Consider the following 26,514-nt stretch of genomic DNA (forward strand, 5'->3'; position numbering starts at 1 on the left):
TTTAGGCTTTGGAAGTTGAACAACTACTAAAGGAGAATGCCATGTCCAAGAAGGAAAAGCAAGAGCACGAACCCGTATCGCTGGGTCAGAAGATATTCGATAATATCTGGTTGTTGTTCCTGCTGTCTTTGCTCATCAGCACATTGATCTACAATGTGTGGGGAATTTCGAACCTGTTGAGCATTCCCCCGGCGCCCTAGCCGAACATCACAAAAGGAGAATTGAAATCATGTTAGCGCCTGAACAAAATTGGTGGAAGCCGTTAGGTCGCCTCGAGAAGACATGGCTCACTGTGGCTCTCGTCTGGTGCATTTTCTTAACCGTGATGATGCCGCTCTGGTATTACATGGGCAAGCAGAACGTGCCCGCGGAGACGTACCGCACTACGCCGCAACAGTATGCCGCAACGGTGAATGAATTTGTAGCCCAGTATCAAGTGGGGGAGGAGAACAGCGTTCCGGTGGTGGCGCCGCCGCCCGGCAGCGACGTGTACATTCGCGCCAGCGCCTGGCAGTGGTATCCCATCCTGCAATTGGAAAAAGGCAAAGAATATCGCCTGCATATTTCCTCCATGGATTACGCGCACGGCTTTTCTCTGCAGCCCGTGAATATCAACCTGGAAGTTCTGCCGGGTTATGATTACGTTGCGACGATCACGCCAACCTCTTCCGGCGAGTTCACCATCGTTTGTAATGAATATTGTTATCTTGGTCACCACACCATGGTGGGCAAGATCATCGTGAAATAGGAGAAGATGCAATGGCAACTCTTGCGCCTACATTCCCTTGGGCGAAGGACTCGAAGGACGACTATCGCACCTGCCCGGTCCTCACCCTAAAAGTGGATATGCACGCCGAACGCCTGATCATCGCCAACGCGGTGATGGCGGTCGTCACCTTGACCCTCGGCGGGATCGCCGCGCTGTTGATCGCGCTCACGCGCTGGCAGGCGATCCACCTGCTGGATGCTACCTGGTTCTATCGCTTGCTAACCCTCCACGGCATCGACATGCTCATTGCCTGGATGGTCTTTTTCGAGATGGCAGGCTTGCACTTCGGTTCGACCGTGTTACTCAATGCGCGGCACGCCGCGCCCAAAGCCGCCTGGCTCGGTTTCATCCTCATGACCGTCGGCGGGCTGATGGCGAATTTCGTCGTGTTGTTCGACGCGAAGAACACCGTGGCATATACAGCCTACCTGCCGCTCAAAGCCAGTCCCTTGTTCTACTTGAGTTATATTCTGTTCGCGGTCGGGGCGTTGATCGCGGTGATCACCTTCTTCATCAACATTGTGGTCGCCAAACGCGAAAAGCGTTTTGAAGGTTCGTTGCCGCTTGTGGCTTTTGGTTTCATGACCGCCGCCATTCTGGCGACCTACACCCTGCTTCAAGGCGCGGCGGCGGTTGTGCCGGCGTTCCTCTGGTCGTTGGGCGTGCTTCCTAGTTTTGATCCGGGTATCTACCGCAACTTCTTCTGGGGTTTCGGGCATCCTGCTCAACAAGTGAACCTCGCGGCGATGATCTCGATCTGGTATTCGCTTGCTCAGATCACCGTTGGCATTCGCCCGGTGAACGAAAAGTTCTCGCGTCTTGCGTTCGTGTTGTACCTGTTCTTCATTAACTTAGGTTCGGCTCACCACTTGCTGGTGGACCCGGGTCTGTCGTTCTCGTGGAAGGCGGTCAACACCTCCTACGCTATGTACCTCGCCGTGCTTGGTTCGATGATGCACGCGTTCTCCATCCCCGCCGCGTTGGAAGTTGCGTTGCGCGCCAAAGGTTTCAGAAAAGGCTTGTTTGGCTGGCTCCGTAACGCCCCGTGGGGCGAACCGGGCTTCGCCGCCCTGGTCGTTTCCATGGTCATGTTCGGCTGGATCGGCGGAGTGACCGGCGTGGTGATCGGCACCGAGCAAATCAACCTGCTGGTTCACAACACCATGCGCTTGCCGGGTCACTTCCACGCCACAGTGGTATCTGGAACGACAACCGCCTTCATGGGCTTCACCTACTATGTGATCCCGCTCATCTTCCGCAAGGAACTGAAACTCAAGAAGTGGGCGGTCTGGCAACCCTATGTGTTTGGCTTTGGCATGCTCCTCGTCTCCCTTGGCATGATCGTCAGCGGCTTGCAAGGCGTTTCGCGCCGCAACTGGGACATCACCTTCGCTGGCGTCGTCCCCGGCACCATTGAGTTATCGCTTGCCATCTTCGGCATCGGCGCGATCATTGCGGTCATCGGCGGCATCATGTACGTCGCCATCGTGCTGACCTCCATCCTCACCGGCCCGCGCCTCGAAGCGAGCAAACTGCTCCTCGTTTCCGGCGACAACAACCCCGTGCTTGAATCCACGAAGTTGACCGAACACGATATGGAAAGCAAGCAAAATCAACCGAAAGGCTCTTTTGTATTGGTCATTGCCTTCCTCGTTTGGTTTGCGGTCTACTATCTGACAAATTGGTGGCTCCTCGGGCGCACGTGGTTCATCCGATAGTTTGAATCAAAAAACTTCGGAGGTCGCAAGACCTCCGAAGTTTTCTCGTGTATATTTGTACATTTGCGGTAAACAATGTTGGCTTCGTTGCTGTTGGGCTTGTTAGGCAGTCTGGGTCACTGTGTGGGGATGTGCAGCGCTGTTGTGATTCTATTCGACCGCCAGCCCGTATTTCAAAATAAAGTCGCCTGGGCGCTTGCGCACGCCGGGCGTATCACCACCTACTCGGTTCTCGGCTTGATCTTCGGCGCCTTTGGTCAAGCCCTCTGGTCGCTCGACAAACTGCAAGCCGCGCTTTCGATCCTCTTTGCCCTCGTCGCCTTTTACATGGCATCCGCATTTATTGGATTAACTGCCTCGCCCGAACTTTTATTCTCTTCTTTGACTCAACGCTGGGGACGCGCCATCCGCGCCTTCAAAACCGCTTCGCTCCCGACCTCTTACCTGCTCGGCCTCCTCTGGGGACTCCTCCCGTGCGGCTTGGTCCTCACCGCGCTAGTGACGGCGATCGCATCCAAGTCGGCTGTCTTTGGCGCGCTCAACATGCTTGTCTTCGGCATTGCCACTGTTCCCAGTTTATTCGCAGTAAAATGGCTCGCCAATAAAACTCACTCGCGCATCTGGTCGCGCGGACTCGCCGCCTTCGTCATGATGCTCTTCGGCTTTCAATTTGCCATGCGCGGGTTTGCAGTGATCGGCTGGGTAGACCATCTGATGATCGGTGAGATGATGGTATGGTAAAGGATGTATATAGGTAACCACGTAAACAAGTAGACACGTATCCCGTAACTCGTATCACGTAACTTGTACCTTGCAACTCGCACCACATAACACACACCCATGCAACTCGCCAACTACCCCACCACGCAACTACTCTCCACCTGCTCCCTGTGCGGATTGACCACCCTGCATCCGCTCACCAACGAGCAAGGAGACATCTTCTGCTGTCCCTCATGCAGAGAAGTGGCGGCATTGCTGGCAGAGTCTCCATCAACGCCCGTGACGAAAACGGCGAGCGCGGAAAACGCTGAAACGATCACCCTCAGCCTCAATGGGATGTGGTGTTCCTCGTGCGCGTGGCTGGTCAGTGAACAACTCAAACGGACCAAAGGAGTGGTGAACGCTGAAACAAGTTTTATTCAGGGGCAAACCAACATCACGTTCGATGGCGCGATCACCAATCCCAAAACGCTCAAAAAACGGATCCGCTCGCTCGGTTATCGAGCCACGCTTCCCGACGAAAAACCCTACGATGAGGAAGATGCGTTTTTCACAAGCCTGCTCATCGGCGGCGTGATGGTACTGCACGACATGATCGTGGGCGCGGGGATCTACGCGCGCGAAATTTTCAACTGGGCAACGCCCGAATCGCAACCGCTCGTCGATTTCTTCCAAGTGATGATGATGGTCACAAGCATCCCCGTGTTGCTTCTGCTTGGCTTGCCCATTCTGCGCGCGGGTTTTGCGAGTTTACTGCGTGGGCAACCCAACATCCACACCCTCATCATGATCGGAACGTTTTCGGCGTTCGGCTTATCCGTCCGCAATTTGATCGTGGGTCATGGCGGGCTGTATTTCGACACCGCTACCATGCTCATCTTTTTAGTTTCAGTGGGGCGTTGGCTTGAAATGCAAGCGCATAAATCGAGTAACACCGCGGTGATGAAATTGCTCGAACAAATTCCAGAGACCGCTTGGGTTGTCACCGGTGAAGCGGATAAGGAAGTGAGTGTTGCCGATCTCAAACCCGGCATGCGCGTCCGCGCGAAGCCCGGCGGACGTTTCCCGGTGGACGGTTTGATCGCCACCGGGGAGGGCGATGTGGACGAGTCGTTGCTGACCGGCGAACCCAAACCCGTGACTCACCGAGCAGGCGACGTGGTCAAAGCCGGGACGATCAGCCTGGACGGCAGTTTTGAAGTGATCGCCACGGCTGTTGGAGAGTCGACCATGGCCGGTCAGATCGGACGCCTGCTTCACGAGGCGTTGTGGGCGCGTTCTCCGCTCGAACGAACGGTGGACAAACTCTCCGCGTGGATGACGCCCGCCGCGTTGACGCTTGCCGCAATCGCGTTCCTCGTGTGGAGTCACATCGGCGGCGCGGAAAAGGGATTGATCGTCGCCCTATCTGTGTTGCTGATCGCCTGCCCGTGCGCGTTGGGGCTTGCCACACCGTTGACTCTTTGGCTCTCGCTCCAACGCGCCGCCGAATCGGGCGTGATCCTGCGAAGCGCCGCCGCGCTCGAACGACTGGCGAAAGTGAATCGGGTCTTCTTCGACAAAACGGGAACTTTGACTCAACTGCCGATGAAAGTGCATGGTGTGTTTTTGGGAAAAGATGAATCGAATAAGAAAGTGGAAAGTGGAAAGTGGTTTTTGGAAGTGGTTGCTTCTATCGAGAATGAATCCGAACACCCGCTGGCGAAGGCGATCGTGGAGTATGCCAAAGCGAATCAAGTTGAACTCATCAAGCCTGAATCGTTCAAAGCCATTCCCGCGTTTGGCGTGACAGGAAAATTACCAAGTACCAATTACCAAATTACAATCGGCTCTTCTCGCCTGATGTTTGCCGAAGGGTTGGAGATGCCGGACGAAATCGGCGACCAGGCTGAGGCGTGGAAAGAAGCGGGGCGCGTCGTCGTCTATGCGGGGTGGGAAGGGCAAGTCCGCGGCATCCTGTCTTTGGATGAAACCATCCGCGATGAATCCAGCGAGGTTTTGAATCAACTGCAATCGCGCGGGTTAGCCCTCGGCGTGTTGACCGGCGATGAGTTAAGCGCGGGCGAACGCTGGCAGAGTGTGTTGGGAATCCCTGTGCAAGCGGCGCTGACGCCCGATGAAAAAATGAAGCGGCTCGCCGAGAATGCCGCGATGGTCGGCGATGGAATTAACGATGGACCCGCGCTCGCCTCGGCGACGGTGGGCTTGGCGATGAATCACGGCGCGGATGTGGCTCGTTCCGCCTCCGACATTGTGTTGATGCGCGACGATCTGCGCGTGATCCCGTGGCTGTTCGATCTGTCGCGCGAGGCGATGCGGCGCGTGCGGCAAAACCTCGGCTGGGCTGTGGTGTACAACATCGTCGGTGTTGCGCTTGCGATGGCTGGGCTGTTGCAACCTGTGTTTTCCGCGTTTGCGATGGTGGCGAGCAGTATCTTCGTCACGTCGAATGCGATGAAGATGAATAGATTTCCATTATTGACCGAAGAAACCCCGGTGGTCGAATCGTGAGTCTGCTGGGCGAAATTGCTACTTGAAACCATTAACGATACAAAGGAACCGATGACTAAAAAACTCTATTCTGAACGGCGCTTCATACGCGCCTTTGAAAAAGGTTGGATCTCTGTGGAGGGGGTCGTCAGCCGCTTCGTCAAATCGGATTTCAATCCGTTCCATCATCTCGGCACGCTCACGATCTTTATGTTGGTGGTGTTGATCGCCACCGGCGCGTACCTGACTCTTTTCTATCGCCCCGGCGCGGAAGTGGCGTACGATACGGTGGCGAAGATCAGTTCCACCTGGTACGGCTCGTTGATCCGCAGTGTGCATCGCTACGCCTCCGACGCGATGATCATCCTCATCGTCCTGCACTTGTGCCGCATGTTTTTGGGCGACCGTTTCTGGGGTCCGCGCTGGCTGGCGTGGACGAGCGGCTGGATCATGTTGGCGATGGTGTGGCTGACCGGCACGTTCGGCTATTGGATGATCTGGGACGAGCGCGCCCAATGGATGACCGAATTCATGATGAAAAATATCGCGGGCTATTCCGGTCTGACGTATATCTCGACCGACCTCGCCTCGCGCACATTTTCGAACTTCGTCATCATCCTGTTCCTGCATTTGTTCGTGCCGCTCATTGCGTTTTTTGCCATCAATATTCACAGTTTGCGCCTCTCGCGCGCCCGCTGGTGGACTCCGCGCTGGGCGGCGTTTCAGGCGTTGGTTGGGCTGATCGTCCTTTCGTTGATTAAGCCCGCCATGTCGTATCAGCCCGCCGATCTCAATCGCATGGTCGAATCGGTGCCGGTGGACAGCCTGTATCTCATCCTTCTGCCTCTAACGGATATGTGGGGGAACGTCATCTTTTGGGGATTGGCGATCCTGCTTGTGGGGAGCCTGTTCTTCCTCCCGTGGCTTGCCTCCGGTCGTGACAATGGTCCCGCGATCGTCACCGACGCGAAATGCACGGGTTGCACGCTGTGTTATACCGATTGTCCGTATGATGCCATCCGTATGGTGGAACGAAACGACGATTCGGGATACCCGAAGCTGGCGGTGGTGAATGCGAGTCAATGCACGGCTTGCGGGATCTGTGTGGGCGCGTGCCCGGTCGACGCGTTGGATTTGAAAGGCGGCTATAACGGCGAGCAGGTCTTTGGCGTGGTGAAGGGCGCGCTGAAACGCGAAGTGAAAGACGGGCATCCCGTGACGGTGTTGTTTGCCAGCCAGCGAACCCAAACGCTGGGCGGCTTGCCCGCGAAGTTAAACGTCAATGAGGAGAAAGCCTCAGTCGGCGTGACAGATTGGGGGTCGGAGGATTCGGCGCGGGTCGTCACAGCGGTGTTGCCGAGCATTGGCGCGGTCAACATCGATTGGATCAAGTCCCTGCCAAACGAAGGCGCGCGCGACGTTGTGCTGTTGTCGTCTCCATACTACGACAATGTGAACCGTGAAGACGCCTATTCGATTCTGAATCGGTTAAACAATCGTCCCGCGTTGGTGGGGGAAGGGTTGCATTGGCTGGAAGCCACGCCGACCGACCCGAAGCCTGTGGAAAAACTGCTCGATGAGTTGCATAGCGAGGCGGGTCAGAAAAATAAACCTCAACCGATCCTGCCGGAGATCAAGCAACGCAACAAACTTGCGCCGTCGCTGGTGGGCGGATTGCTTGGCACAGTTTTGTTGTTGGGCTTGTTTGCGCTCGCCCTGCCGTTGGACATCCGCACGGGAATGGCGGCGGCGGACGAATCCGCTTTGCGCATTGCGGTGGATGCGAAAGGCAAGGTGGAACTTGCCGAAATCCCCGAGGGAATCACCCTGCCCGAAGGCGCCGACCCGGAGAAGATCTTCGGCGGCACGCATTACCCCATGAGCGTGCGCGTTGTCATTGACGGCGAGACCGTCTTCGAAGATGTCTTCAAACCGACCGGCGTCAGCGGCAATGGGCGCATCGCCGCGCTCGAGTTCGTCGAAGTGGACTCTGGAACGCGCCTCGTGGAAGTATTTATCAAAGATGATTCAGATGAATACCGATTGGCGTTTTCGGGCGAAGTGAATTTTGAAAAGGGACAGGTGAGTATTCTGGCGTACGACGAAAAGACGGATATGTTCGTGTTGAGATAAAGAGTACAGTTGCCGTATGATGAAAGAACTCCGAGGCTTAGACTGCACCCAATAGACAAGACAAAAAAAGAAAGCCCGCCCGGTCAACTCGACAGGCACCTGGTTTCAAAAGGCGTCTGTCGAGTTTTCAATTGTATCCTCTCGTAGTTGTAAAAGTAGATGTATTCGTCAATGAGCTGCTCCATTTCTTTAAAGGTGGGTTTTTTGAAGCGTCGCAGGTACTCTTCTTTGAGGTGTCCAAAGAAGTTTTCCATGGGAGCATTGTCCCAGCAATTGCCCCGCCGTGACATGGAAGGCGTGATTTGACATTCTTTTGTCAGGACATCATGATAGTCCTGCGAGGTATATTGCGCGCCTTGATCGCTGTGCAGGATCAATCCAACTGTGACTTTTTCTTTTTGTTTGGCTTGTCGCACCGTGCGCAGGACCAGAGCCACCGAAGGAGTGAGCGCACAGCCATGGGCTACAATAAAGTTGTCGTACAGGTCTTTGATCGTGGATAGATAACACCAACCTTGTTGAGTAGCAATATAGGTAATATCGGTGACCCATTTTTGGTTAGGTTGGCAGGCTGTGAACTCGCGGTTGAGCACATTCTCATAGCGATGGTATGTGCCCAATTCAGTCACCTTCTTGTAGATTTTGCGTTGGCGGGCAACTGAGCGAATGTTCATCCTATTCATGAGCCGCAAAACCGCTTTCGAGTTGATCTGTACTTCTTTGTGTTTGCGGAGCCATAACGTAATCCGACGATAGCCATAGGTCTTATGAGATTTCTCATAGGCTTCCTGGATCAATTGCTTGCGTTTCGCATCTGGGTCGCAAACCTCCCCATGCTTGACCACCCAAGCATAGTAGGCAGCTCGCGAAACACCAAAGAACTCACACATCGCTTTCACGGGGTATTGTGCTCGTTGGTGATAGATAATCCGATATTGCGCTTCGCGAGCGCCTCTTTCCGCAATTCGGTATGAAATTTTTTTAGCAGCGCGTTCTCCATGCGTAAACGTTCCAGTTCGGATTGCTCACTGTCACGCTTGCGTGGTCGCCCTTTCGGCTTCTTCAAGGCATTGACTCCGCCGCGTCGATATAACTGACCCCATTCCTTCACCGCCGATGCATTCGCAATCCCTAACAACTCCGTAATCTCAGCTCGTGTTTTGCCCTCCTCATAGTAGAGCCGCACAGCCTCCAGCTTCAATTCCACGGGATACGATTTCATTCCTTTTTTACCTGACATAAAAGCACCTCCTGTGCCATTTTCTCACAGGAGGGCTTTCTTTTCGTGTCCGCTTTTAGGGGTTCAGTTCAGCTTGCTCTCGGAGTTCTTTTTTACTTGGTTGTGTATCGCCCGGCTTCTTCTTGGACTTTTTTCAATTTCATGACCAACTTCAATGCCTCGTTTACCGCTTTTTCATTCGGAAAAGCTTTTGCCACTTCTGGTTCCAGCAACACGATATTGGTTCCCGCGCGGTAACGCGCCGCGTACTTGCCCCGCATACCTCCTTTGAGCAAGGATTTCAAATCATATTCGGGACGAAGTTCATCGCTCAGTTTAGATTTCTTCTTCATATGTTTTTCGCAAAATCAGGAAGTTGCTTTTTTCCGATACGCCACAAAGAACACGACGAGGATCACAACCAGCACAGCCAGCGGAAGCCACGTCAACAAGGCGCGTTGTTTGAGGGCGGAGAGGAACGGCTCTTTCGCCGCCGGGTCGGCTAAGAACCACTTCTTGTCATACTCGGACGATCCCTCTCCTATACCATTGTAGTAGACATACCCGGTGTAGGGATAATATTGCAGGCTGTCGAACGGCGCCTCTTTGTTGTTCACCACGTACGAGCGGATGATTTGGTAGCCTTCGCCGGGATCGGCGGGCGCGTCAACCGCGCCTTTGGAAAAATCGCCAAAGGCAAAGAAGCTTTGAGTCAAGACGGGGTTCGAGATGGTCAGTTCGCCGGTGATGCCCGGTCCGCTGACGGTGATGTAGGTGAATTCTCCCTTGGCAAGCGCCGACATGGAAGGGATGAGAATCAGCAGGGCGGCAATGACCCATGATATTTTTTTCATGTTAGATTTCCTTTGCGTCCAACGCGCGGAGGCGGTGGATGAAATAGACGCCGAGAGCGAACAGCCCAATGGCGGTGGCTTGATGGAGCAGGGCAATGACGATGTTCACGAACGACAGGATCGTGAGCACGCCGAGCGTGATCTGCAAAACGACCGCGCCCGCAAGATGGAAGAGTCCTTTTTTGATCTTGTCTTGATAATTCTGCTTGCGCGCGCTGTTGTACATGAAGAACGCGGCGATCAACACGGCGAAGGCGAACCAGCGATGGATGAAGACGATGGTCTGCGGCATTTCGAATATGTTGATGAACGAGTTGAACAGGTTGGGCGGGATGAGTTTGCCGAACATGAGGGGCCACGTGCTGGAAACATGACCGGCTTTGAGACCCGCCGTCATGCCGCCGTAGGTGATCTGCAAAACCAGCAGGATGAAATACAGCAGGGCGAACTTCGAGGAGGCAGACCAGCGCGCTTGCTTGCCCGCTGGGTGAAAGCCGTATTTGTGCCCGAGGATCGTCCACACCGCGAGACCGAACAGAGTCAATGCCAGCAGGAGGTGGATCGTCAGGTTGAAGTGACTGACTTCGGGACGGTCGACGAGTCCGCTGGCGACCATGATCCAGCCTGCGAAGGCTTGCGAGATGAACAACATGCCCATGAGAAAGTAGATGCCGAATTCCTTCCAGGGGATGGCTTTCTTGAACAGGAAGTAAAAAACAGGGAAGGCGTAGACCAGACCGGCAAAGCGCGCGATGAAGCGGTGAATCCACTCGATGTAGAAAATATATTGATATTCTTCGAGCGTCATCCCGGTGTTGATCTTGATGTATTCGGGCGTTTGCTGATACTTGGCGAATTCCTCCTGCCAGGCTTGCTCGCCGATAGGCGGAACGGTCCCGCTAATGGGATTCCATTCGACGATGGAAAGACCGGAACGGGTGAGGCGGACGAATCCGCCGAAGACGATGAGAAACGCCACAATGGAGGCAAAGTAGGTCAGCCACTTCATGACGGCGCGGTTTTGGGTGTGAGGCATTCTTGCCCCTCCAGAAATGAGAGTATTGTAAAGCGAGGCGCGCCTTACGATGGGCGATTATAGCATCAGCGTGTGAGAGGCTGATGAGCAGAGTCAAATTGACATTGGGGATGAGGCGAAAAAAATCCCGCCTCATGCGCGGGCGGGATTGGCTCACTGCTGGATCTGACTCAAGAGTTGACGATATTGCTCCGAATTCGGCGGGTTGAGCAGGAGTATCTGATTCACGATCATCATGGCTTCCTCTTTCTTGCCGACGCTCAACAACGAATCGGCGACGGTGTCGAGTTGCGCCACCGCATCCTCCACCCGCCCCGCTTGTTGATAGGCTTGCGCTAGCGCGCGTTTCACCAACATATCGCTGGGGCGTTCGTTGAGCACATCTTCAAGGAAGGGAATGGCCTGCGCGTCGCGGTTGCTCGATTGCAGATAGGACAGATAACTTTCAATCTCGGCGTTTGCCTGCGCGGGTTGACCCAATTTGAAGCTGAGATCGATCAGGCTTTTGCGAACAGCCTCATCGTCGGGGCGCAGTGTGCGGATCTGTTCGTAAACGCGGATGGCTTGTTTCCAGTCTAATCTCTGCATGTCGATGTCTGCCATGCGTTGCAGGATGTGGATGTTCCATGCGCGGTCGACGTTGTGCTGTTGGACGACGCGCAACGCGGTGGTGAACGTTTTGCGAGCCATATCGAGTTCGGCGAGGCGGTAGTAAATGTCGGCGAGTTCGATGTACTCGCGGATGGCCTCATCTACCTGCCCGCGCGAAATGAGTTGATCGATCAATCGCGAGCGCGCCGCCATATCCATTGGGGCGAGTTGCACCACGCGCTGTAACATCTTGGCAGATTGCGCCGTTTCGCCGCGCGCGCTATATGCCTGCGCCACAGTCATATATTTTGCGATCGCTTCCGGTGTATGTTCCTGGCGCACGAGCAGATCGCCCATCAGGATGTGAAGCGGCAGGTAGGTGGGCGCGTGTGCAAGCGCGCCGTATGCCTCCTCCATGGCGGTGCGCAACTGACCAGCCCGCGCCAGTTGATGGACATGGTTGATCACTTCGAGCACAGCGCTCGATTGCGCCTGCATGAGCATGTCTGCCAGCGGCAGGGGCATATCGCTCTCGTTTGTCCGTTGCAGTTCCTCGCGCGCCTTGCGCAGATGATCGCGCCAGTTCTTGCGCATCAACATATCGTTGATATTGTCGCACAAGCGATTCAGGACCCCTTCTTCTTTGACGGATGTCTGCGCTTCGATGAGCGGCTCGTACATCTGACGGATCTCATCCGCCTGTTCGGCTGGCGCCACCTGCCCGTCGGCGATCTTCAACGCTTCAAGGTATTCGACGGAGGCGGGACCGAAGCGCCCCATTTTCTGGTTGATCTGCCCCATCAACAACCGCGCCCCGAGACCGAACTCGGCATGCTTGACGGCGTTTTGCAAATTCCGCAGGGCAGATTCGTTCCGGTCGATCTTCGAGCGGAGCAACCCCAAATTGAAGTAGAGCGCGGGGTGGTTGAACCCGGCTTCGAGGGCGTGTTCCAACTCTTCGGCGGCTTGGGCGTCGTTGCCTTTGGATTGCATGTCGATGGCGGCGCCGAGGTGCAAGACCACTTTAGTCTGCTCGGAGGATTGCATCGAAAGTTGACCGGTGCCGCGCATGAGCGCCTGCAAGCCGCGTTTTGCCTGCACTGTGTTGGAATCGTCGGTGGTGTATTCGAAGAGAATTTCTGCCAGGCGGGTGAGCGACTTTTGGCGCGCTTCAGCCACAGGGTCGAGTTCGGAATCGGATTCGGTCTTGCGCTTATCCAACTGTTTAACTTGCGCCATGGCGATGGGACCCGTCCCGCCTTTGGGGCGCAGGGGTTTGGGGAGCAGTTGTCCCGAGCGAAGAAGCGCTTGCGCCTGTTTTGCCTCGGCGCTGTCGGGCAGGATTTGCAGGGCTTTGTTGACCAGTTCGTTGGTTTTTTCCACGTTGCCGGTGCGTTGGACGAGACTGGCAACCGCCACATATTCCGTTACCGCCTGGGGTTTGTGGCCGAGTTTTTCGTGCGCCAATGCCAGGCGGGAATGGGCAAGGATATTTTCAGGGTCGAGGGATGTGACCCGCACCCAGTTTTCCATGGCTTTGTCCACATCGCGCTGGTTGAGGAAGAGTTCGGCGGCGCGGGTGGATGCCTCGATGGCTTCTTTTAAATGCCCGGTGCGTTCCAAAAGTTGCGCCAGTTTTTCCATGGGCACGGGGTCTTGCGCTGAGATCTGCGCCACGCGTTTGTAGACCTGCATAGCTTCATCGAACTCGCCGAGTTGGAACAACGCCAGGCCGAGGCTATTCAACGCCTTGGGCTGGTTGGGGATTTCTTGCAGGGCTTTGCGGTACGCCGACGCGGCTTTCATCCACTCCTGATCCCACGCGGCGGAATGTCCATCGTTCATCGCTTTTTGGAAGATGTCTTCGTTTCCGGGCATGCGCCAATTATACCGTAGGGATTCTGTATCTTTCCCCTTACAAATGGATTGTTATTTTCTCTGTTGTAGGCGTCGTCGTAGCGGCATTTGCGAATAAATGACGCCGTTCTTGAGTTATGAGACGGGTTATAATCTGAACATGGCAAAGTTACGCCCACGAGTAAGAGCGCTTGCGCTTGCGCGCGAAGTCCGGAAAAGGCTGACTACTGAACTTGGTCAACCTATTCAGGTGATCCTGTTTGGCTCTCAGGCGCGCGGCGACGCGACGAAGGAGTCGGATTTTGACCTGCTGGTGATCCTGCCGATGATCGACGCGCGGACGACGCGTCTGGCTTCGCGGATCGGCTGGGAGGTCGGGTTTGACGCTGGGCGCGTCATTTCGATTATCCCCGACACGAGAGAACAGATGAAGCGTTTCGGCTTCCTGCCCTTTTATCGCGCCATCAAGACCGAGGGGATCGCGGTATGACGAAGGAGAAGTCGTACAAGAGAGACTTGATCCATTATCGGCTCGATTTGGCGCGTGAGATGCTGCGGGATGCGCAAGTCTTGAAAGAAAACGGCGGAAGCGCTGTGAGCATTGTGAACCGCGCCTATTATTCGGTCTTTTACGCCGCGCTGGCGTTGTTGGTGACCGAGGATGTCGAGCCGAACAAACATGCGGGGGTGCTGGCTAAATTCGATGAGTTGTTCGTGCGGCAGGAATTTTCCCAAGGGAAATGAGCAGGCTTCTCCATCATGCGTTTGACATGCGGCAAGCCGGGGATTACCAGAAGTCCAAAGTGATTACAGAAGAACAAGCGATTGAAGTGTTGCATTCAGCAGAGGAATTCGTGGACGCGATTGTGAAAAAACTTTTGAAGGCTTGACCCCATCTCGTTGAAGATACAAAAACGGTCTCGCGGACATTGCGCCGGGGACCGTTTTTATTTTGCTTCTGCCTATCACCGATTTAGATCGTCTTCATCTCACCCCAATTCGCTCCATACCGCGCCTCAGTGGAGAGAGGGATGTCCAGCGGATACGCGTCTGCCATCGTCTCTTTCACGACCTTCGCCGTTTTTTCCAATTCATCCTTCGGACATTCCAGCACGAGTTCATCGTGCACTTGCAAGAGCATCTTGCCGCTCAACTTTGCTTTTTTCAACGCGGGCGGGATTTTCAACATGGCGATCTTCATGATGTCTGCCGCTGTCCCTTGGATCGGCGCGTTGATGGCTTCGCGTTCTTCGCGCGCTTTCAACTGCGGGTTGGTCCTGCCTTGCAGCGCGGGGAAATATCGCCGCCGCCCGAGAAGCGTTTCGACGTATCCCTGTTGCGCGGCTTGCTTGCGGATGCCGTCCAGATATTTTTTCACGCCGGGGAATTTTGTGAAATAGGCTTTGACGAAATTCTCCGCCTCTGCCAGCGTGAGGTCTGTGCCGCGCATCAACCCGAACGCAGACATGCCGTAGATCAGACCGAAGTTGATCGCTTTCGCGTGACGGCGCATGTCTTTGGTCACCGCGTCGAGCGCGACGTTGTAAATTGCCGCGGCGGTGGTGGCGTGGATGTCCTCGTCGGCGCGGAAGGCGGCGAGCATCCCTTCATCCTGTGCCATGTGCGCCACGATGCGCAACTCGATCTGCGAGTAATCTACAGAGATTAACCAATTTCCTTTGTCCGCGATGAATCCATTGCGGACCCGGCGTCCCGTCTCGGTGCGAATCGGGATGTTCTGCAAATTCGGGTTGTTCGAGGAGAGTCGTCCCGTCACCGCGCCAATCTGACTGTACGAAGTGTGGACTCGATTCGTCTTTGGATTAATTGCGACAGGCAACGCGTCCACGTATGTTGATTTGATCTTCGAAAGTTCGCGTTGTTCGAGAACCCAATCCACAACGGGATGTTTGCCGCTCAATTCTTCGAGCACGCCCGCCGCCGTGGAGTAATGTCCGCTGGCGGTTTTGTTGTTTTTATCGGGTGGTTCGAGCCTGAGCGTTTTGAACAACACATCCGAAAGTTGTTGCGTGGAGTTGATGTTGAACGGCTTGCCGACAGAATCGAATACTTTCTTTTCGATCTGCGAGAGTCGTTTCGTCAACTCTTTATCCATCTCTGCAAAAAATGGAAGATCGAGCGAGATGCCGGTCATTTCCATATCTGCAAGCACAGGCGTGAGCGGCATGTCAATTTCTGCGAGCAATTTTTCGCCGTCCACTCGTTTCAGTTCATTTTCTTCAAGCGGCATCAATCGCAATGTCGTTTCGGCATCCGCCACTGCGTACGGCGCAACGGACTCGATTGCCACATCCGCCATGCTGATCTGCTTCTTGCCTTTGCCGATCAACGCTTCGATGTGAGTCATCTCTTCGCCGAGTTTCACAAAGGCGAGATTCTTCAAGCCGAGACTGCGCGACGAAGGGTCAACGATGAATTCGGCGAGCATCGTGTCGAAGGTGAGCGGCGAGACGGTGAGTCCGTGTTGCGCTAGCACGATGTAATCGTATTTCGCGTTGTGCGCCACTTTGCCGATTTTCGGATTCGTCATCGGCGCTTTAAGCGCGGCGACAACTTTCTTCAGCGGAAGATTTGTCCCCGCGTTGTGACCGATGGGAATGTAATATCCTTCGCCCGCTTGAATAGCCAGCGAAATGCCGACGATGTCCGCGCGCATCTCTTCGGTGGAGGTGGTTTCAGTGTCGAACGAAATGACCTTTGCCTTGTTCAGCGCTTTGACGAGATCATCCAGCTTCTTCTCGGTGTCCACGATGAGGACGGTGACATTCGATTCCACTTTGGGAGAGACAACCACCTGCGGCTCATTCGCAAACATGGACATCTGTCCACTTGCATTCGCGCTGAGCGGAGAGTGGGTGTTTGTCCCACTCGCAGACGAAGCGGATGATGTTGATTGCCCCGTCACTTTTTCGAGCGTCTTCAACAACGTGCGGAATTCAAGTTCGGTGAAAAAGGCTTGAATCGCAGGGACGTTCAAGTCGCGCGCCTTCGCGTGTTCGAGATCGAGTTTGATATCCAAATCGGTTTTGATCTGCGCGAGCGTATAACTGAGGTAGGCATTCTCTTTGTTCGCTTCGAGTTTGGTTTTCCAGCGCGGCTCGACCTTGTCAATGTTCTTGTAGATGCCGTCGAGCGTTTTGTATTTTTCGAGCAGGGCAATCGCGGTCTTTTCGCCCACACCTGCCACGCCGGGGATATTATCCGATTTGTCGCCGACGAGCGCTTTGTAGTCCACCACTTGGTTGGGCGGCACGCCGAGTTTTTGAGCAACATCTTCATCTTTGATGAACGTTTTGTCATCGCCCGCGAGATAGACTGCCGTGCGTTTATTGACGAGTTGCAGAAGGTCGCGGTCACCGGTGACGATCTTCACGCCGAGTCCCTGTTCGGCGGCGATACGCGCAACCGAGCCAAGCACATCGTCCGCTTCGTAGCCTTCGAGTTCGAGGCGTGGAATGTTGAACGCATCCACCATCTCGCGGATGCGCTTGATCTGCGGACGCAGGTCATCGGGCATTTTGTCGCGCGTGCCTTTATATTCGGGGAAAATTTCATCGCGGAACGTTTTGCCCACATCGAACGCGACGGCGAGATATTCGGGCTGTTCCTGCTCGATGATACGAAGTAACTCGCGCGCGAATCCGTAGATCCCTGCGGTGGGCTCGCCCTTCGACGTTTGCCAGCGTTGACTCCCGCCGACGGCCGTCAACGCGAAGTACATTCGATAGGCGAGGGCGTGTCCGTCAATGAGGTAGAGGGTGGGGGGCATTTTAGGTTCTCGTAGGGGCGGGGTCTTCCCGCCCTGAAATTAGTTGATGAGGAGAATTGGAGAATTGGAGACTAGAGATTGGAGACTTGGCACCGTTTGGCTTGATATTGTTTCATGTTTTTTTCAAATTGGTTTATTCGCGCGATATGTCAATTCGTAGTATTCGCGTTGAGAATCTATAAGCTTTCCAGGGTTCTTTTGCCAAAAGGATAATCCCGAAGGGATGGAAGGATTCTAGAACCAAGATAAACAACACCCAAATCCCGAAGGGATGACACGATTTTCACGAAAAAAAAACGAGGCAATAAAAAATAAAACGCAAAGTGATTATACTCTGCGCTTGGCATTTTTAGAACACAATTTCCAATAATCTTGTGGGTAGATTCGTGGCGATCAGCGAATCCTTGGCGGGTCTGAATAGCCTTGGCGGGTGCGGGTATCCCGGATGTAATTCTTCACCAATTGCGGCGGGTGCGGTTGCGTGCCGCCCATGATGAGATACCCGGGCGCCCAGAAATCGCCGGAGGGATTTTCCTTCTTCAAACGCGGGAATTCGATGAATACCTTTTCCGATAACTGCTGGCGCATGATGCGCATGAGATAACCGGGCGAACTCGAAGGCGGCACATTCACCACCCATTGCATATATTCCGGGCGCACGGCGAGGTATTCCAAACGCCAGCCGAACGCGATGCAAATTTGCGGCAACCATTCCGACAGTCGGTCCGAAATATCGCCGGTCAGGTAATGCGAGCTAAACCGCGGCAACAACAGGCAGGCATACGGCAGGTTATACAAACCGGGCGTGAGCGGTTCGAGCATGACCCGGCTTGCCACCTCGGTGATCGAGTGCGGGCGGGTCTCATCCAGTTCGCCGGGCATGGGTTGTCTCATTGGGGTGCGCGGGCGCGGCGCGGATTTCGATGGCGTGGTGGCGTTGAAATCTTGCGTCGCATGTTCCACCGTCTCTTCCAAATTTTGATTCGTTCCGAGCAACTCATCCACATGCATGGCGGGAGAACTTTCGCGGCTATAGCGCCTCGATTTGATGGGCGTGGACGGGCGGGTTTCAAACGGAAGGTCGGTTGTGACCGGGTACACTTTTTGTTCGGGGGTTGGGGAGGGGACGTCTGACAGAATATCCGCGATGGAGGGGATTTCCTCTTCCGCGTCTTCATCCAGATATTGAGTCGGCGCGTCGAACGCGGTGGCGGGCTGGCTCGGCATGGGGGGCGTTTCCACAACCTCAGCCTCCGAAAGCGCCAGCGAATCGGCCAGTTTGCCAGCCTGCGAGCGGATGGTGCTGAACGGCGTTTCGGCGTCGAAGACGAGGGCAAGCACAACGTCGTCGGCGAGGCGCGTGGCGTAGAGCATGTGTTCAGCGCGGGTGGCTTCAAGGCGGATGAAGCGCAACAGGTCGCTTCCTTTTTGTCCCTCCCAGCGGCGGGTGACAGTGACGGCGATCTCGTTCGCGGCTTCTTGTGAGAGCCCGCCGGCGTAAGCCCACATCGCATTGCCGCGAGTGATGAGCGCGGCTTGCGCGGCCGATTCAAGCGTGAGGCGCGTGAGGTGTTGCGCGGCTTTGGTCACATCCTGCAACCAGGGCAGGGCGGGGTCGCTTGTTTGCACAAGGCGATTTTGAACGGGGCTTGAGATGGGGGTGGATTTTTCGTTGATCATGGTCAACACATCCGGTAGGTAGTAGGGCTTGCGGAGGAGCGCCCATGGGCGGAGCGAATCGAGCGTGGGCGGGGTATCCTCGTCACAAAACAGAACCAGTTTTATGGTCGGTTTGAGCGCCCGTAGGGCTGTTCCAGTTTCGTGGATGGCGCGCTCTCCCAGGGCAATGTCTAGAAAGGCGAGCGCGCAATTGTGCTCATCTGCCCGCACAACGGCTTCGCCTCTGGTTTTGGCGAGGTGAAGGCGACGCCCTGCCCGCTCCAGCCCCAAGTGAAGCGCCTTTGCAAAGCTTGCATCGGCGGTGACGAGCAGGAGGTTGTTAGACATTCCATCAAGAGTGTATCACGGGGGAGGCGATGGGGCAAGCGGGGTAATTGGGGGAGGTTTACGGTTTTGGAGGGAGGGTTGGAGACTGGAGGCTTGTCCTGAGCATTGTCGAAGGATTGGGTGTGCGTTTTGTGGGAGCGGGGACAACGGACGGTTGTACTCCCCCATCCACGTATCCCGCGTCAAGAAGCGACCATCGCCGCTGGAATAGTACCGCGCCCGCAGATACGTCAACCCGCTCGCGTCCACCTGCTCGCCCGTAAACGCGAAGGGACTGGTCCCACTCCCCGCGCTCGCCAGCGTTTCTCCGTATGGCTGATAGGATTTGGCAAGCGTGATCGCGCCGCTGGCGTCGGTCAATTGGCGCACGGAGCCGAGGGCATCAGTGAGGAAGTAATCAGTGGTTGTGTTCACTTGTGCGATTCTACCAAGTCCGTGTGGAGAATTAGAGGATTAGAGAATTGGGAGAGGGAGACTAGAGATTAGAGACTGGAGACTTGTCCTGAGCATTGTCGAAGGATTGCGCGTTCGTTTTGCGGGAGCGGGGACGATGGACAGCTAACTGTGGTTACGTGTGTGAGGCGGTTGCCGACGGCATCGTAGGTGTAATGGTAGAAATCGCCAATGGAGTAGTTGGCTTCTGTGAGGCGGTAGAGGGAATCGTATAGATGGTCAATAGTTATTGACACGCTTTGTTGCCGAGGCGCGGATATGCGTCCACTTTTAGTGATATGAGATCAGATTCTACTTTTTACTCCAATCTTCGAATTGTCCCACATTCAGCCACCATTCTCGAGCATCTATTACTATCAAGGGCAGACCATTGTTGTCAATGCTATACACTCCTTTAGAACCCGCCTCTCTAAATTTTTCACCCGTTATTTTAGCGATAGATTCGGCGCAAGATATTTCTAAATTGTGCAATTGATATGTTTGCTCTTCGAAAAGAGTAGCAACAAGATCTGGAACAGCCTGAGGATCTCCAATAAGCCCTAAAGCGTCAGCTGCTGCCGCCCTCGCATGATAATAAGAATCATTACGCAACATATGTATCAAATCTGGAATAGCGGATTTGGCACCTGGCCCAAATTTACCAAGTGCATCAGCAGCCGCCTTTCGGACATCAGCATCATTGATATATAAATTGTCAATCAATGCAGGTATAGCAACCGTGGCCGCATCTCCGTACTTTTCAAGTGCATATATTGATGAAAGCCTAACTGCCACATCGTCACTTTTTAGATCCTTTAAAAGATCGGCTAGTGTTGATGCTGGAGTAGGTAAAGTCGATGCTTCGACCTCCGGAGACGGCGTTGGCTTAACCGACATCTGATTGCAGCTAGTAAGAATTGCTAGTAGCATAAATATCAGCCGGTTAATATTTTGTTTGAGATTCATTTCATCCATACTCACATCTAGGATCAACTAAGGTAACAAGAAATCGAAAATCTTGTCATCGGGTATTGAATAAGATAAAAATGTTTCACTGACGTATATTTGTAAATTTTCAGACCAGGTAATAGTAAAAGGATATTCTTGTGCATAATTAGCATCTCGGAGCGACACCTCCCACTCATGTGGAATTTCCACCATTCCAACTATGGATGTAAGTTTATCTGGTCGCCAAGACCAAGGCCAACTTATGAGACCAAGCGGCAATGGCGTGCCAGCTTTCCCGCCCCATCTGTATTCATCCGCAATGCTATAAGTTACGGTAGTTGACACCCAGTAACCATAGGAACCTGGCACAATTCGATTGTTAGAATATCGCGCATTTATTATTACATGACCAAAAGCACCCCACCAACCTACATCATAAGGGCGAGCCGCCCGGTTAGCGGGGTTAGGATCCGAGTAGTAGGGAGCGCCCTGTATTTCTTGGTTAGGGAGTATTCCATTGCATATTCCTAGTAAACGAACATTCCTCAAAAATACATGAAGCAAAGGCGTTATCTCTTTTGCATCATCAGATGTTGTAGATTTTTTTATTTTTGTTGCTCTCAGAATACCTGAATCGGATTGGAAGGAGGAATTTGAACTTAAGTTTATGCTCATAGAACCACCTCCGTCCAGGAAGGTTTCTAACATTATGGCAGCGTACCAATATCCATCACCAAAGCCTTGGCTAGCCTTATTGCTTAATTTTGCTATCTCTCTGAAAAACTTTTCTCGAGCATCTAGAACATCATCCTTAATATTTGGGTCACTCGTATCACCGTTTCCGATTTTACAGAGTTTTCTCATGCGATTGAGTAGTATATTAATGCGGTCACACTGTACATGGGTCGCCGCCAAACCCGACGGGTCAATATTATTTATTGGATTTGCATATCCATATGCCCATACATTATAGGACATTGGTGCGTCTGCATCCCCTTCCCACGTATCCCGCGTCAGGAAGCGACCGTCGCCGCTGGAATAGTATCTCGCCCGCAGGTATGTCAACCCGCTCGCGTCCACCTGCTCGCCCGTAAACGCGAAGGGACTGGTCCCACTCCCCGCGCTCGCAAGCGTCCCTCCATACGGTTGATACGACTTGGCAAGCGTGATCGCGCCGCTGGCATCGGTCAATTGGCGGATGGAGCCGAGGGCGTCGGTGAGGAAGTAATCAGTGGTCGTGTTCACTTGGGCGATTCTACCAAGTCCGTAGAGGTATTGGTTTGTTCCATCGTTCAACACTTGGGTGAGACCCGCGTTCAAATCGAGCGTGTAGTTCACTCCGTTTTGGGAGAGGCGGTCGCCGAGTCCGTTGTACTGATAACTGCTCACTGTTGACTGGTTACTCAAGGTCTTCAACCGATTGGCGGAATCGTAGGTATACGTGTTCACGCCATCGTTCAACAAGTTGCCATTGGCATCCCAAGTGTATGGAACGCCATTGACATAAGCGAGTCTATTGGCATCGTCATACAAATAGGCAGTTGAGGATGGTAGACCGCCAACGAGTGTATCTTGCGAAAGACGATTCCCAATAGCATCGTATGTGTAATGATAGTAATCACCAGTCGAGTAGTTGGCTTCGGTGAGGCGGTAGAGAGGGTCGTATTCGTAGGTGATGGTAACGGGTCCTTGCGGCGGCTGTCCGGGGGTAGAGGTGAAAGTAGGTGTATTCGTCAGCGTAGGCGTGAAGGACGGAGTGAAGGTCTGTGATGGGGTGAGCGTTTGAGACGGGGTGAAGGTAACAGTCGGAGTGTCGGAAGGAATCGGTGTGTCCGACGGTGTAAGGGTAAGAGGGGGAGTACTCGTGATCGTAGGCGTGTTGGTAATCGTCGGAGTGAGCGAGGGTGTGTTGGTCTGCGTAGGCGTAGCGGTATTCGTTGGCGTCTCGGTTGCCGCCGCAGAGACGTTGCCGCCGCCGAAGTCATCTACGATCGCGCCGCTGGCGTTGGAGTACCACAAGCCGATGTAGCCGCCGCCGGAGTAAGGCGCCCACTCGGTCACGCTGACCGTCCCGAGGGGTGAACCGTTCTTGTACACGTCCACGTCTCCGTTCGCTTTGGCGCGCGCCCCCAACTGGTCGCCGTTGTTCAGCGTGATCGAAATGTCCGATCCGCGCTGAAGCGCCCGCCAGCAACGCCGCGATCACTACAATGCGGAAAACAGTTTCGATTCTTGGTTTCACTGCAAACATGATGCCTCCCGAGTTTGATCCGTAACCAGAAACTTGTGCTAATTTATTTATCTGAACTTTTGTTGGCTTTCCTCATTGGGTTTCCCCCAATGGAATAACTTTTGGCATTCTACTCCTCCCTCATAAATCTTGTTAGGGCAAATTAATTTTTCATACACAAATATGTCAGACATCTTTTTATTATCTCTCTACCGTACATGTGCGCCGCTACGTGTCGCCATGGCGCCATGCGACACCCGCAAAGAACGCAAAGAGAACCTTTTTAACTTGGCGACCTTAGCGTGCTTTGCGGTAAAAATCTTCTCATGTACGGTAGAGAATTTATTATTCAAGTATTACGAAAACAAAAGAGTCTGAAAAACATCACTCAACTCCCTGTCTGTGTGTTTACTTGCCTACTCGTTTACCTCTCCTCAAGGCTTCTCCAACCCATGCGCGTTCAAGAATGATTCATTTTGCAAAATTTCTTTCGTCGCGCCATCCGCCACGATCAAGCCTTCATCCATCACGATCGTGCGCGGGAATAATTCATCCACCAATCGCATATCGTGCGTGGAGACCAGCATCGTGATCGGCAGGTCGCGCAGTAAATTGATCAGCGTCCGCCGCGCGCGCGGGTCGAGTCCTGCCGAGGGTTCATCAAGAATCAAAATGCTTGGGTTCATCGAAAGCACGGTGGCAATCGCGATCCGTTTTTTCTCGCCTACGCTCAAGTGATGCGACAAGCGGTCGCGATACGAAGACATGCGCACCGATTCGAGCGCGCTGTCCACGCGGCGAAATACTTCGTCTTCGGGCAGTCTCATGTGAAGCGGACCGAACGCCACATCCTCGAACACCGTCGGCGAAAAAAGTTGGTCGTCGGGATTCTGAAAGACGAGTCCCACCTTCGAGCGGATGACCGGCAGATTGTCGCGCGTGAGGCGCATGTTCCCGATCTCGATATCGCCGCGCCCGGTGAGAATTCCGTTGAGTTGCAACATCAGCGTGGATTTTCCCGCGCCATTCGGTCCCACCAGCGCCACCTTGTCTCCTTCACACAGCGTGAACGTAACGCCGCGCAACGCCGTGTGACCATCGGGATACGAAAATTGCAGATCGCGCACGGAAACAATATCGGTCACAACGCCCTCCCGACGACCTGCATGATCATAAGACAAACGAACGACAGCAAAGCAATCAACCAATCGCTTGCGTGAACATGATGCGAATGGATCGTCATCAACTCGCCTGTGTAACCGCGCGAACGCATCGCATTGTAGACTCGGTCACTGCGCTCGTAACTCCGTAAAAATAATTGCCCCGCCATATTCCCGGTGACGCGCGCCCGCCACAGCACGCTTCCTCCCGCCCCTCTGCCTGCCGCGCGCGCCGAACGGGCTTCGCGCGCCCTCAGCAGTCGCAAGACTTCGTCTGCCAGCACGAAGAGATAACGATAGAGGAACGAAATGATCACAGTCAACACCGCCGGCACGCGCAAATGCCGAAGCGCATGGACGATCTTTGGGAACTCCGTCACCGCCACAAGCAGGATCGCCATCTGCACCGACAACCACGAACGGATGACGATGCTCGCGAATCGCAAGAGCCCCGCGTCGGTGATGGTGAAATGCCACATCAAAAATTGAAACGATGTGACTGGCTTGCCCGGAATGGAAAATAAAACAGTGATCGCGGCGAGCGCGAACGGCAATGCAATGAACGAACGGCGGAAGGTGAACCCAAACCCCAGCTCTGAGAAATAACTTGCGACCAACACAAACATCCACGCCAGCGCAAACGCCGTCCACGCGCCGTCGGGGAGTAGCGCGTTCGAGAGGATGAATCCAACCGTCACCACGACCTTGACGCGATGGTCAAGGTCGTGGATGAAACTGTGTCCGTGGTGATAACGGTCAAAGGCGTCGGAATGCATGGCGAATTACGATTTTTGGATTTACGACTGACGATTTACGATTTTGGATTGACGATTGATGGTCGAGTAGCCCAGCGCGTGCTGAGCGGCGTGGTGCGTGATGTTCGCGCCATGAAGACAAAGCATCGCGGGACGTGTCCGCTGGGTTGACTAGCGAAGCTGTGTCGAAACCAAGACCACATTTGCCTACTTGCTCATTTGCCTACTTGCTCACTTGCTCATTTGCGATTTCTTCTGCAACGACCTGCCCGCAAGGATCGAAAGCCCAAGCACAACCAACGCGCCAATGATGCCGGCAACAATCGTGGAAAGCGCTGTCGTGCCGAGGAACGGAACCGTGTAATCGGGGATGATCGAATACGGCGCAGACTGCCCGAGTTCAAGGAAGCCCATATTCTTCGCCACGCGTTCGAGCCCATCGGGATGAGCGGAAGCAAGCGGTGAAAGCAAAACAACCGCCACTGAAAGAGCAATGCCCGGGATCACCCATCCACGCCCACCCTGCGCCGAAGCGGATGTTTCATCCAACAAGTCGGGGCGGGTTTGCATGATGAATGTCAACGCGGCAACGGTGATTAACGCCTCGCCGACCCCGATCAACGCGTGCACTCCCAACATGGCGATGGTCACGGTTTGCAGATCGCTCGTTCCGCTCAACCACAGCTGAAGCGCGGTGGCGAGCGCGCCCGCCATCACCGAAAGCCATGCGGCAACGCCAGCCACAACAAGCTTCGTCGTGCGGCTTGCATTCGAAACACTGCGATACAAACCATACCCGATCATCGCGGTGATCAAGCCCATATTCAAAATGTTCGCGCCCATGACGATCAAGCCGCCATCTTGGAACAACAACGCCTGCACGGCAATGACCGCCGTCATCACCAACATCCCCGCCCACGGACCGAGCACGATCGCCGCAAGCGCGCCGCCCAGCAAATGCCCCGAGGTGCCGCCCGCAACCGGGAAATTCAGCATCTGCGCGGCGAAGATGAACGCCGCCATGATACCCATCAACGGAACTTGTTTTTCGCCGAGCGCTCTGTTCGTGCGCGAGACAGCCATTGCCAGTACGACTGCCGTGATCGCCCAACAGATCAGCGAAACTACCAGCGACAAGAATCCGTCGGGAATATGAAGGGCTACAGGTGAGTAGTGCATGGTATTCTCCTCGTTTAGGTTTTCAGACACTCCGGGCACACCCCGAAGAAAGTCACATGACGATCAATACGTTGATACCCGCTGGTTGATTCCATTTTGCGATACATACTTTCGAGCAGTTCATGCTCCACTTCGATCTCGTCGCCACATACGCGGCAAACGAGGTGATGGTGCTCGTCCTTTGCCATTTCATACCGTAAACGTCCTTTACCCGCTTGGGTCGGACGCGCCAGCCCGTTCTTTGCAAGAAAATCCAAGGTGCGATAGACCGTAGGCTCGGTGAGAGTCGGAAGATTTTTTTTCGCCTTTTGATACACATCGCGCGGCGAAAGATGCTTCCCCGAGTGACACAACACATGCAGGATCGCCATCCGTTGCGGGGTGATGCGGTAACCCAGCGAGCGAAGTTGGGGAGCGTATGCTAAGCCACAAGACATATCGAATCCTTATTGCAAGTTTTTACAATAAATTTAATGCTTAGTCTACATGGCTGGACTAATTCTTACATGAGCAGGACTTACGCAGTTGAACCTGTTGCGCCGTAGTTGCACTGCGGCGGCGGCAGTGCAACTGCCCGCCAACTGCGGAATGCCTGATAAGAAAAAAATAGCGGACGTTTGGGAACG

General features: G+C 54.2%; 26 protein-coding genes. 10 read left to right on the top strand and 16 right to left on the bottom strand.

Annotation, left to right across the window (positions count from 1 at the left end):
* Nucleotides 1–41: 41 nt before the first annotated feature.
* The 6 genes from AC16KF_RS11055 (at nt 42) to AC16KF_RS11080 (ending at nt 7,830) form a co-directional block, all read left to right on the top strand.
* Nucleotides 42–200, top strand: a complete 159-nt coding sequence (locus AC16KF_RS11055; RefSeq protein ID WP_484037371.1) for a hypothetical protein — start codon at nt 42–44, stop codon at nt 198–200.
* Nucleotides 201–229: 29 nt separating this feature from the next.
* Entirely contained in the window at nt 230–748 is a 519-nt protein-coding gene (locus tag AC16KF_RS11060) for a cytochrome C oxidase subunit II (protein WP_484037372.1), read from the top strand.
* Nucleotides 749–759: 11 nt separating this feature from the next.
* On the top strand, nt 760–2,487 hold the full coding sequence (locus AC16KF_RS11065) for a cbb3-type cytochrome c oxidase subunit I (protein ID WP_484037373.1): 1,728 nt from the start codon (nt 760–762) through the stop codon (nt 2,485–2,487).
* 75 nt (nt 2,488–2,562) lie between these two features.
* Nucleotides 2,563–3,228 (top strand): sulfite exporter TauE/SafE family protein, encoded by a 666-nt coding sequence (locus AC16KF_RS11070; protein WP_484037374.1) that lies wholly within the window; start codon nt 2,563–2,565, stop codon nt 3,226–3,228.
* A 99-nt stretch (nt 3,229–3,327) separates the two neighbouring features.
* A complete protein-coding gene (locus AC16KF_RS11075; RefSeq protein WP_484037375.1) occupies nt 3,328–5,718 on the top strand; it encodes a heavy metal translocating P-type ATPase in 2,391 nt (796 codons plus the stop codon).
* Between the two features lie 51 nt (nt 5,719–5,769).
* A complete protein-coding gene (locus AC16KF_RS11080; RefSeq protein WP_484037376.1) occupies nt 5,770–7,830 on the top strand; it encodes a 4Fe-4S dicluster domain-containing protein in 2,061 nt (686 codons plus the stop codon).
* An 83-nt stretch (nt 7,831–7,913) separates the two neighbouring features.
* Here AC16KF_RS11080 and AC16KF_RS11085 read toward each other — a convergent pair whose 3' ends face one another.
* The 6 genes from AC16KF_RS11085 to AC16KF_RS11110 form a co-directional block, all read right to left on the bottom strand.
* Nucleotides 7,914–8,807 (bottom strand): IS3 family transposase, encoded by an 894-nt coding sequence (locus tag AC16KF_RS11085; protein ID WP_484037454.1) that lies wholly within the window; start codon nt 8,805–8,807, stop codon nt 7,914–7,916.
* A complete protein-coding gene (locus tag AC16KF_RS11090) occupies nt 8,726–9,070 on the bottom strand; it encodes a helix-turn-helix domain-containing protein (protein WP_484037377.1) in 345 nt (114 codons plus the stop codon). Before AC16KF_RS11090 ends, AC16KF_RS11085 begins: the two co-directional genes overlap by 82 nt.
* A 92-nt stretch (nt 9,071–9,162) precedes the next feature.
* Nucleotides 9,163–9,402, bottom strand: coding sequence for a hypothetical protein (locus tag AC16KF_RS11095; RefSeq protein ID WP_484037378.1), 240 nt, complete (start codon nt 9,400–9,402; stop codon nt 9,163–9,165).
* 15 nt (nt 9,403–9,417) lie between these two features.
* The gene (locus AC16KF_RS11100) at nt 9,418–9,903 is read right to left on the bottom strand and encodes a hypothetical protein (RefSeq protein ID WP_484037379.1); all 486 of its coding nucleotides are present in this window, start codon (nt 9,901–9,903) and stop codon (nt 9,418–9,420) included.
* Between the two features lies 1 nt (nt 9,904).
* Nucleotides 9,905–10,939, bottom strand: coding sequence for a COX15/CtaA family protein (locus tag AC16KF_RS11105; RefSeq protein ID WP_484037380.1), 1,035 nt, complete (start codon nt 10,937–10,939; stop codon nt 9,905–9,907).
* Nucleotides 10,940–11,092: 153 nt separating this feature from the next.
* Nucleotides 11,093–13,408 (bottom strand): tetratricopeptide repeat protein, encoded by a 2,316-nt coding sequence (locus tag AC16KF_RS11110; protein ID WP_484037381.1) that lies wholly within the window; start codon nt 13,406–13,408, stop codon nt 11,093–11,095.
* 139 nt (nt 13,409–13,547) lie between these two features.
* Between AC16KF_RS11110 and AC16KF_RS11115 the strand changes: the two genes are divergently transcribed.
* Genes AC16KF_RS11115 through AC16KF_RS11125 form a run of 3 tightly spaced genes read left to right on the top strand, consistent with a single transcriptional unit; the run spans nt 13,548 to nt 14,277 of the window.
* Nucleotides 13,548–13,877: a nucleotidyltransferase domain-containing protein gene (locus AC16KF_RS11115; protein ID WP_484037382.1), complete on the top strand. Its 330-nt coding sequence runs from the start codon at nt 13,548–13,550 to the stop codon at nt 13,875–13,877.
* Nucleotides 13,874–14,131, top strand: a complete 258-nt coding sequence (locus AC16KF_RS11120; protein ID WP_484037383.1) for a HEPN domain-containing protein — start codon at nt 13,874–13,876, stop codon at nt 14,129–14,131. The genes AC16KF_RS11115 and AC16KF_RS11120 overlap by 4 nt, the downstream gene beginning before the upstream one ends.
* Complete coding sequence (locus tag AC16KF_RS11125; protein WP_484037384.1) at nt 14,128–14,277, top strand: hypothetical protein; 150 nt, start codon at nt 14,128–14,130, stop codon at nt 14,275–14,277. The genes AC16KF_RS11120 and AC16KF_RS11125 overlap by 4 nt, the downstream gene beginning before the upstream one ends.
* A gap of 83 nt (nt 14,278–14,360) precedes the next feature.
* Here AC16KF_RS11125 and polA read toward each other — a convergent pair whose 3' ends face one another.
* The 8 genes from polA to cbiQ all read right to left on the bottom strand — a co-directional run bounded on the left by polA (nt 14,361) and on the right by cbiQ (nt 24,730).
* Complete coding sequence (gene polA, locus AC16KF_RS11130; RefSeq protein ID WP_484037385.1) at nt 14,361–17,177, bottom strand: DNA polymerase I; 2,817 nt, start codon at nt 17,175–17,177, stop codon at nt 14,361–14,363.
* Nucleotides 17,178–17,570: 393 nt separating this feature from the next.
* Entirely contained in the window at nt 17,571–19,184 is a 1,614-nt protein-coding gene (locus AC16KF_RS11135; protein ID WP_484037386.1) for a transposase, read from the bottom strand.
* 15 nt (nt 19,185–19,199) lie between these two features.
* A complete protein-coding gene (locus AC16KF_RS11140) occupies nt 19,200–19,598 on the bottom strand; it encodes an RHS repeat-associated core domain-containing protein (protein ID WP_484037387.1) in 399 nt (132 codons plus the stop codon).
* A gap of 68 nt (nt 19,599–19,666) precedes the next feature.
* Nucleotides 19,667–19,873 (bottom strand): hypothetical protein, encoded by a 207-nt coding sequence (locus AC16KF_RS11145; protein WP_484037388.1) that lies wholly within the window; start codon nt 19,871–19,873, stop codon nt 19,667–19,669.
* A gap of 55 nt (nt 19,874–19,928) precedes the next feature.
* Nucleotides 19,929–20,582 (bottom strand): HEAT repeat domain-containing protein, encoded by a 654-nt coding sequence (locus AC16KF_RS11150; protein ID WP_484037389.1) that lies wholly within the window; start codon nt 20,580–20,582, stop codon nt 19,929–19,931.
* Nucleotides 20,583–20,609: 27 nt separating this feature from the next.
* Complete coding sequence (locus AC16KF_RS11155; RefSeq protein WP_484037390.1) at nt 20,610–22,661, bottom strand: RHS repeat domain-containing protein; 2,052 nt, start codon at nt 22,659–22,661, stop codon at nt 20,610–20,612.
* Nucleotides 22,662–23,228: 567 nt separating this feature from the next.
* A complete protein-coding gene (locus AC16KF_RS11160) occupies nt 23,229–23,939 on the bottom strand; it encodes an energy-coupling factor ABC transporter ATP-binding protein (RefSeq protein ID WP_484037391.1) in 711 nt (236 codons plus the stop codon).
* Nucleotides 23,936–24,730, bottom strand: a complete 795-nt coding sequence (gene cbiQ / locus AC16KF_RS11165; RefSeq protein ID WP_484037392.1) for a cobalt ECF transporter T component CbiQ — start codon at nt 24,728–24,730, stop codon at nt 23,936–23,938. The genes AC16KF_RS11160 and cbiQ overlap by 4 nt, the downstream gene beginning before the upstream one ends.
* Between cbiQ and AC16KF_RS11170 the strand changes: the two genes are divergently transcribed.
* Complete coding sequence (locus tag AC16KF_RS11170) at nt 24,725–24,880, top strand: hypothetical protein (RefSeq protein ID WP_484037393.1); 156 nt, start codon at nt 24,725–24,727, stop codon at nt 24,878–24,880. The genes cbiQ and AC16KF_RS11170 overlap by 6 nt on opposite strands.
* Before the next feature lie 60 nt (nt 24,881–24,940).
* Here the strand turns inward: AC16KF_RS11170 and AC16KF_RS11175 are convergent, their stop codons facing one another.
* Both AC16KF_RS11175 and AC16KF_RS11180 read right to left on the bottom strand, forming a co-directional pair.
* Nucleotides 24,941–25,888 (bottom strand): energy-coupling factor ABC transporter permease, encoded by a 948-nt coding sequence (locus AC16KF_RS11175; RefSeq protein ID WP_484037394.1) that lies wholly within the window; start codon nt 25,886–25,888, stop codon nt 24,941–24,943.
* A gap of 14 nt (nt 25,889–25,902) precedes the next feature.
* Nucleotides 25,903–26,325 carry a Fur family transcriptional regulator gene (locus AC16KF_RS11180; RefSeq protein ID WP_484037395.1) on the bottom strand — a complete coding sequence of 141 codons (423 nt, stop codon included), beginning with the start codon at nt 26,323–26,325 and terminating at the stop codon, nt 25,903–25,905.
* Nucleotides 26,326–26,514: the final 189 nt, after the last annotated feature.

This window comes from Candidatus Defluviilinea gracilis, assembly GCF_057138825.1.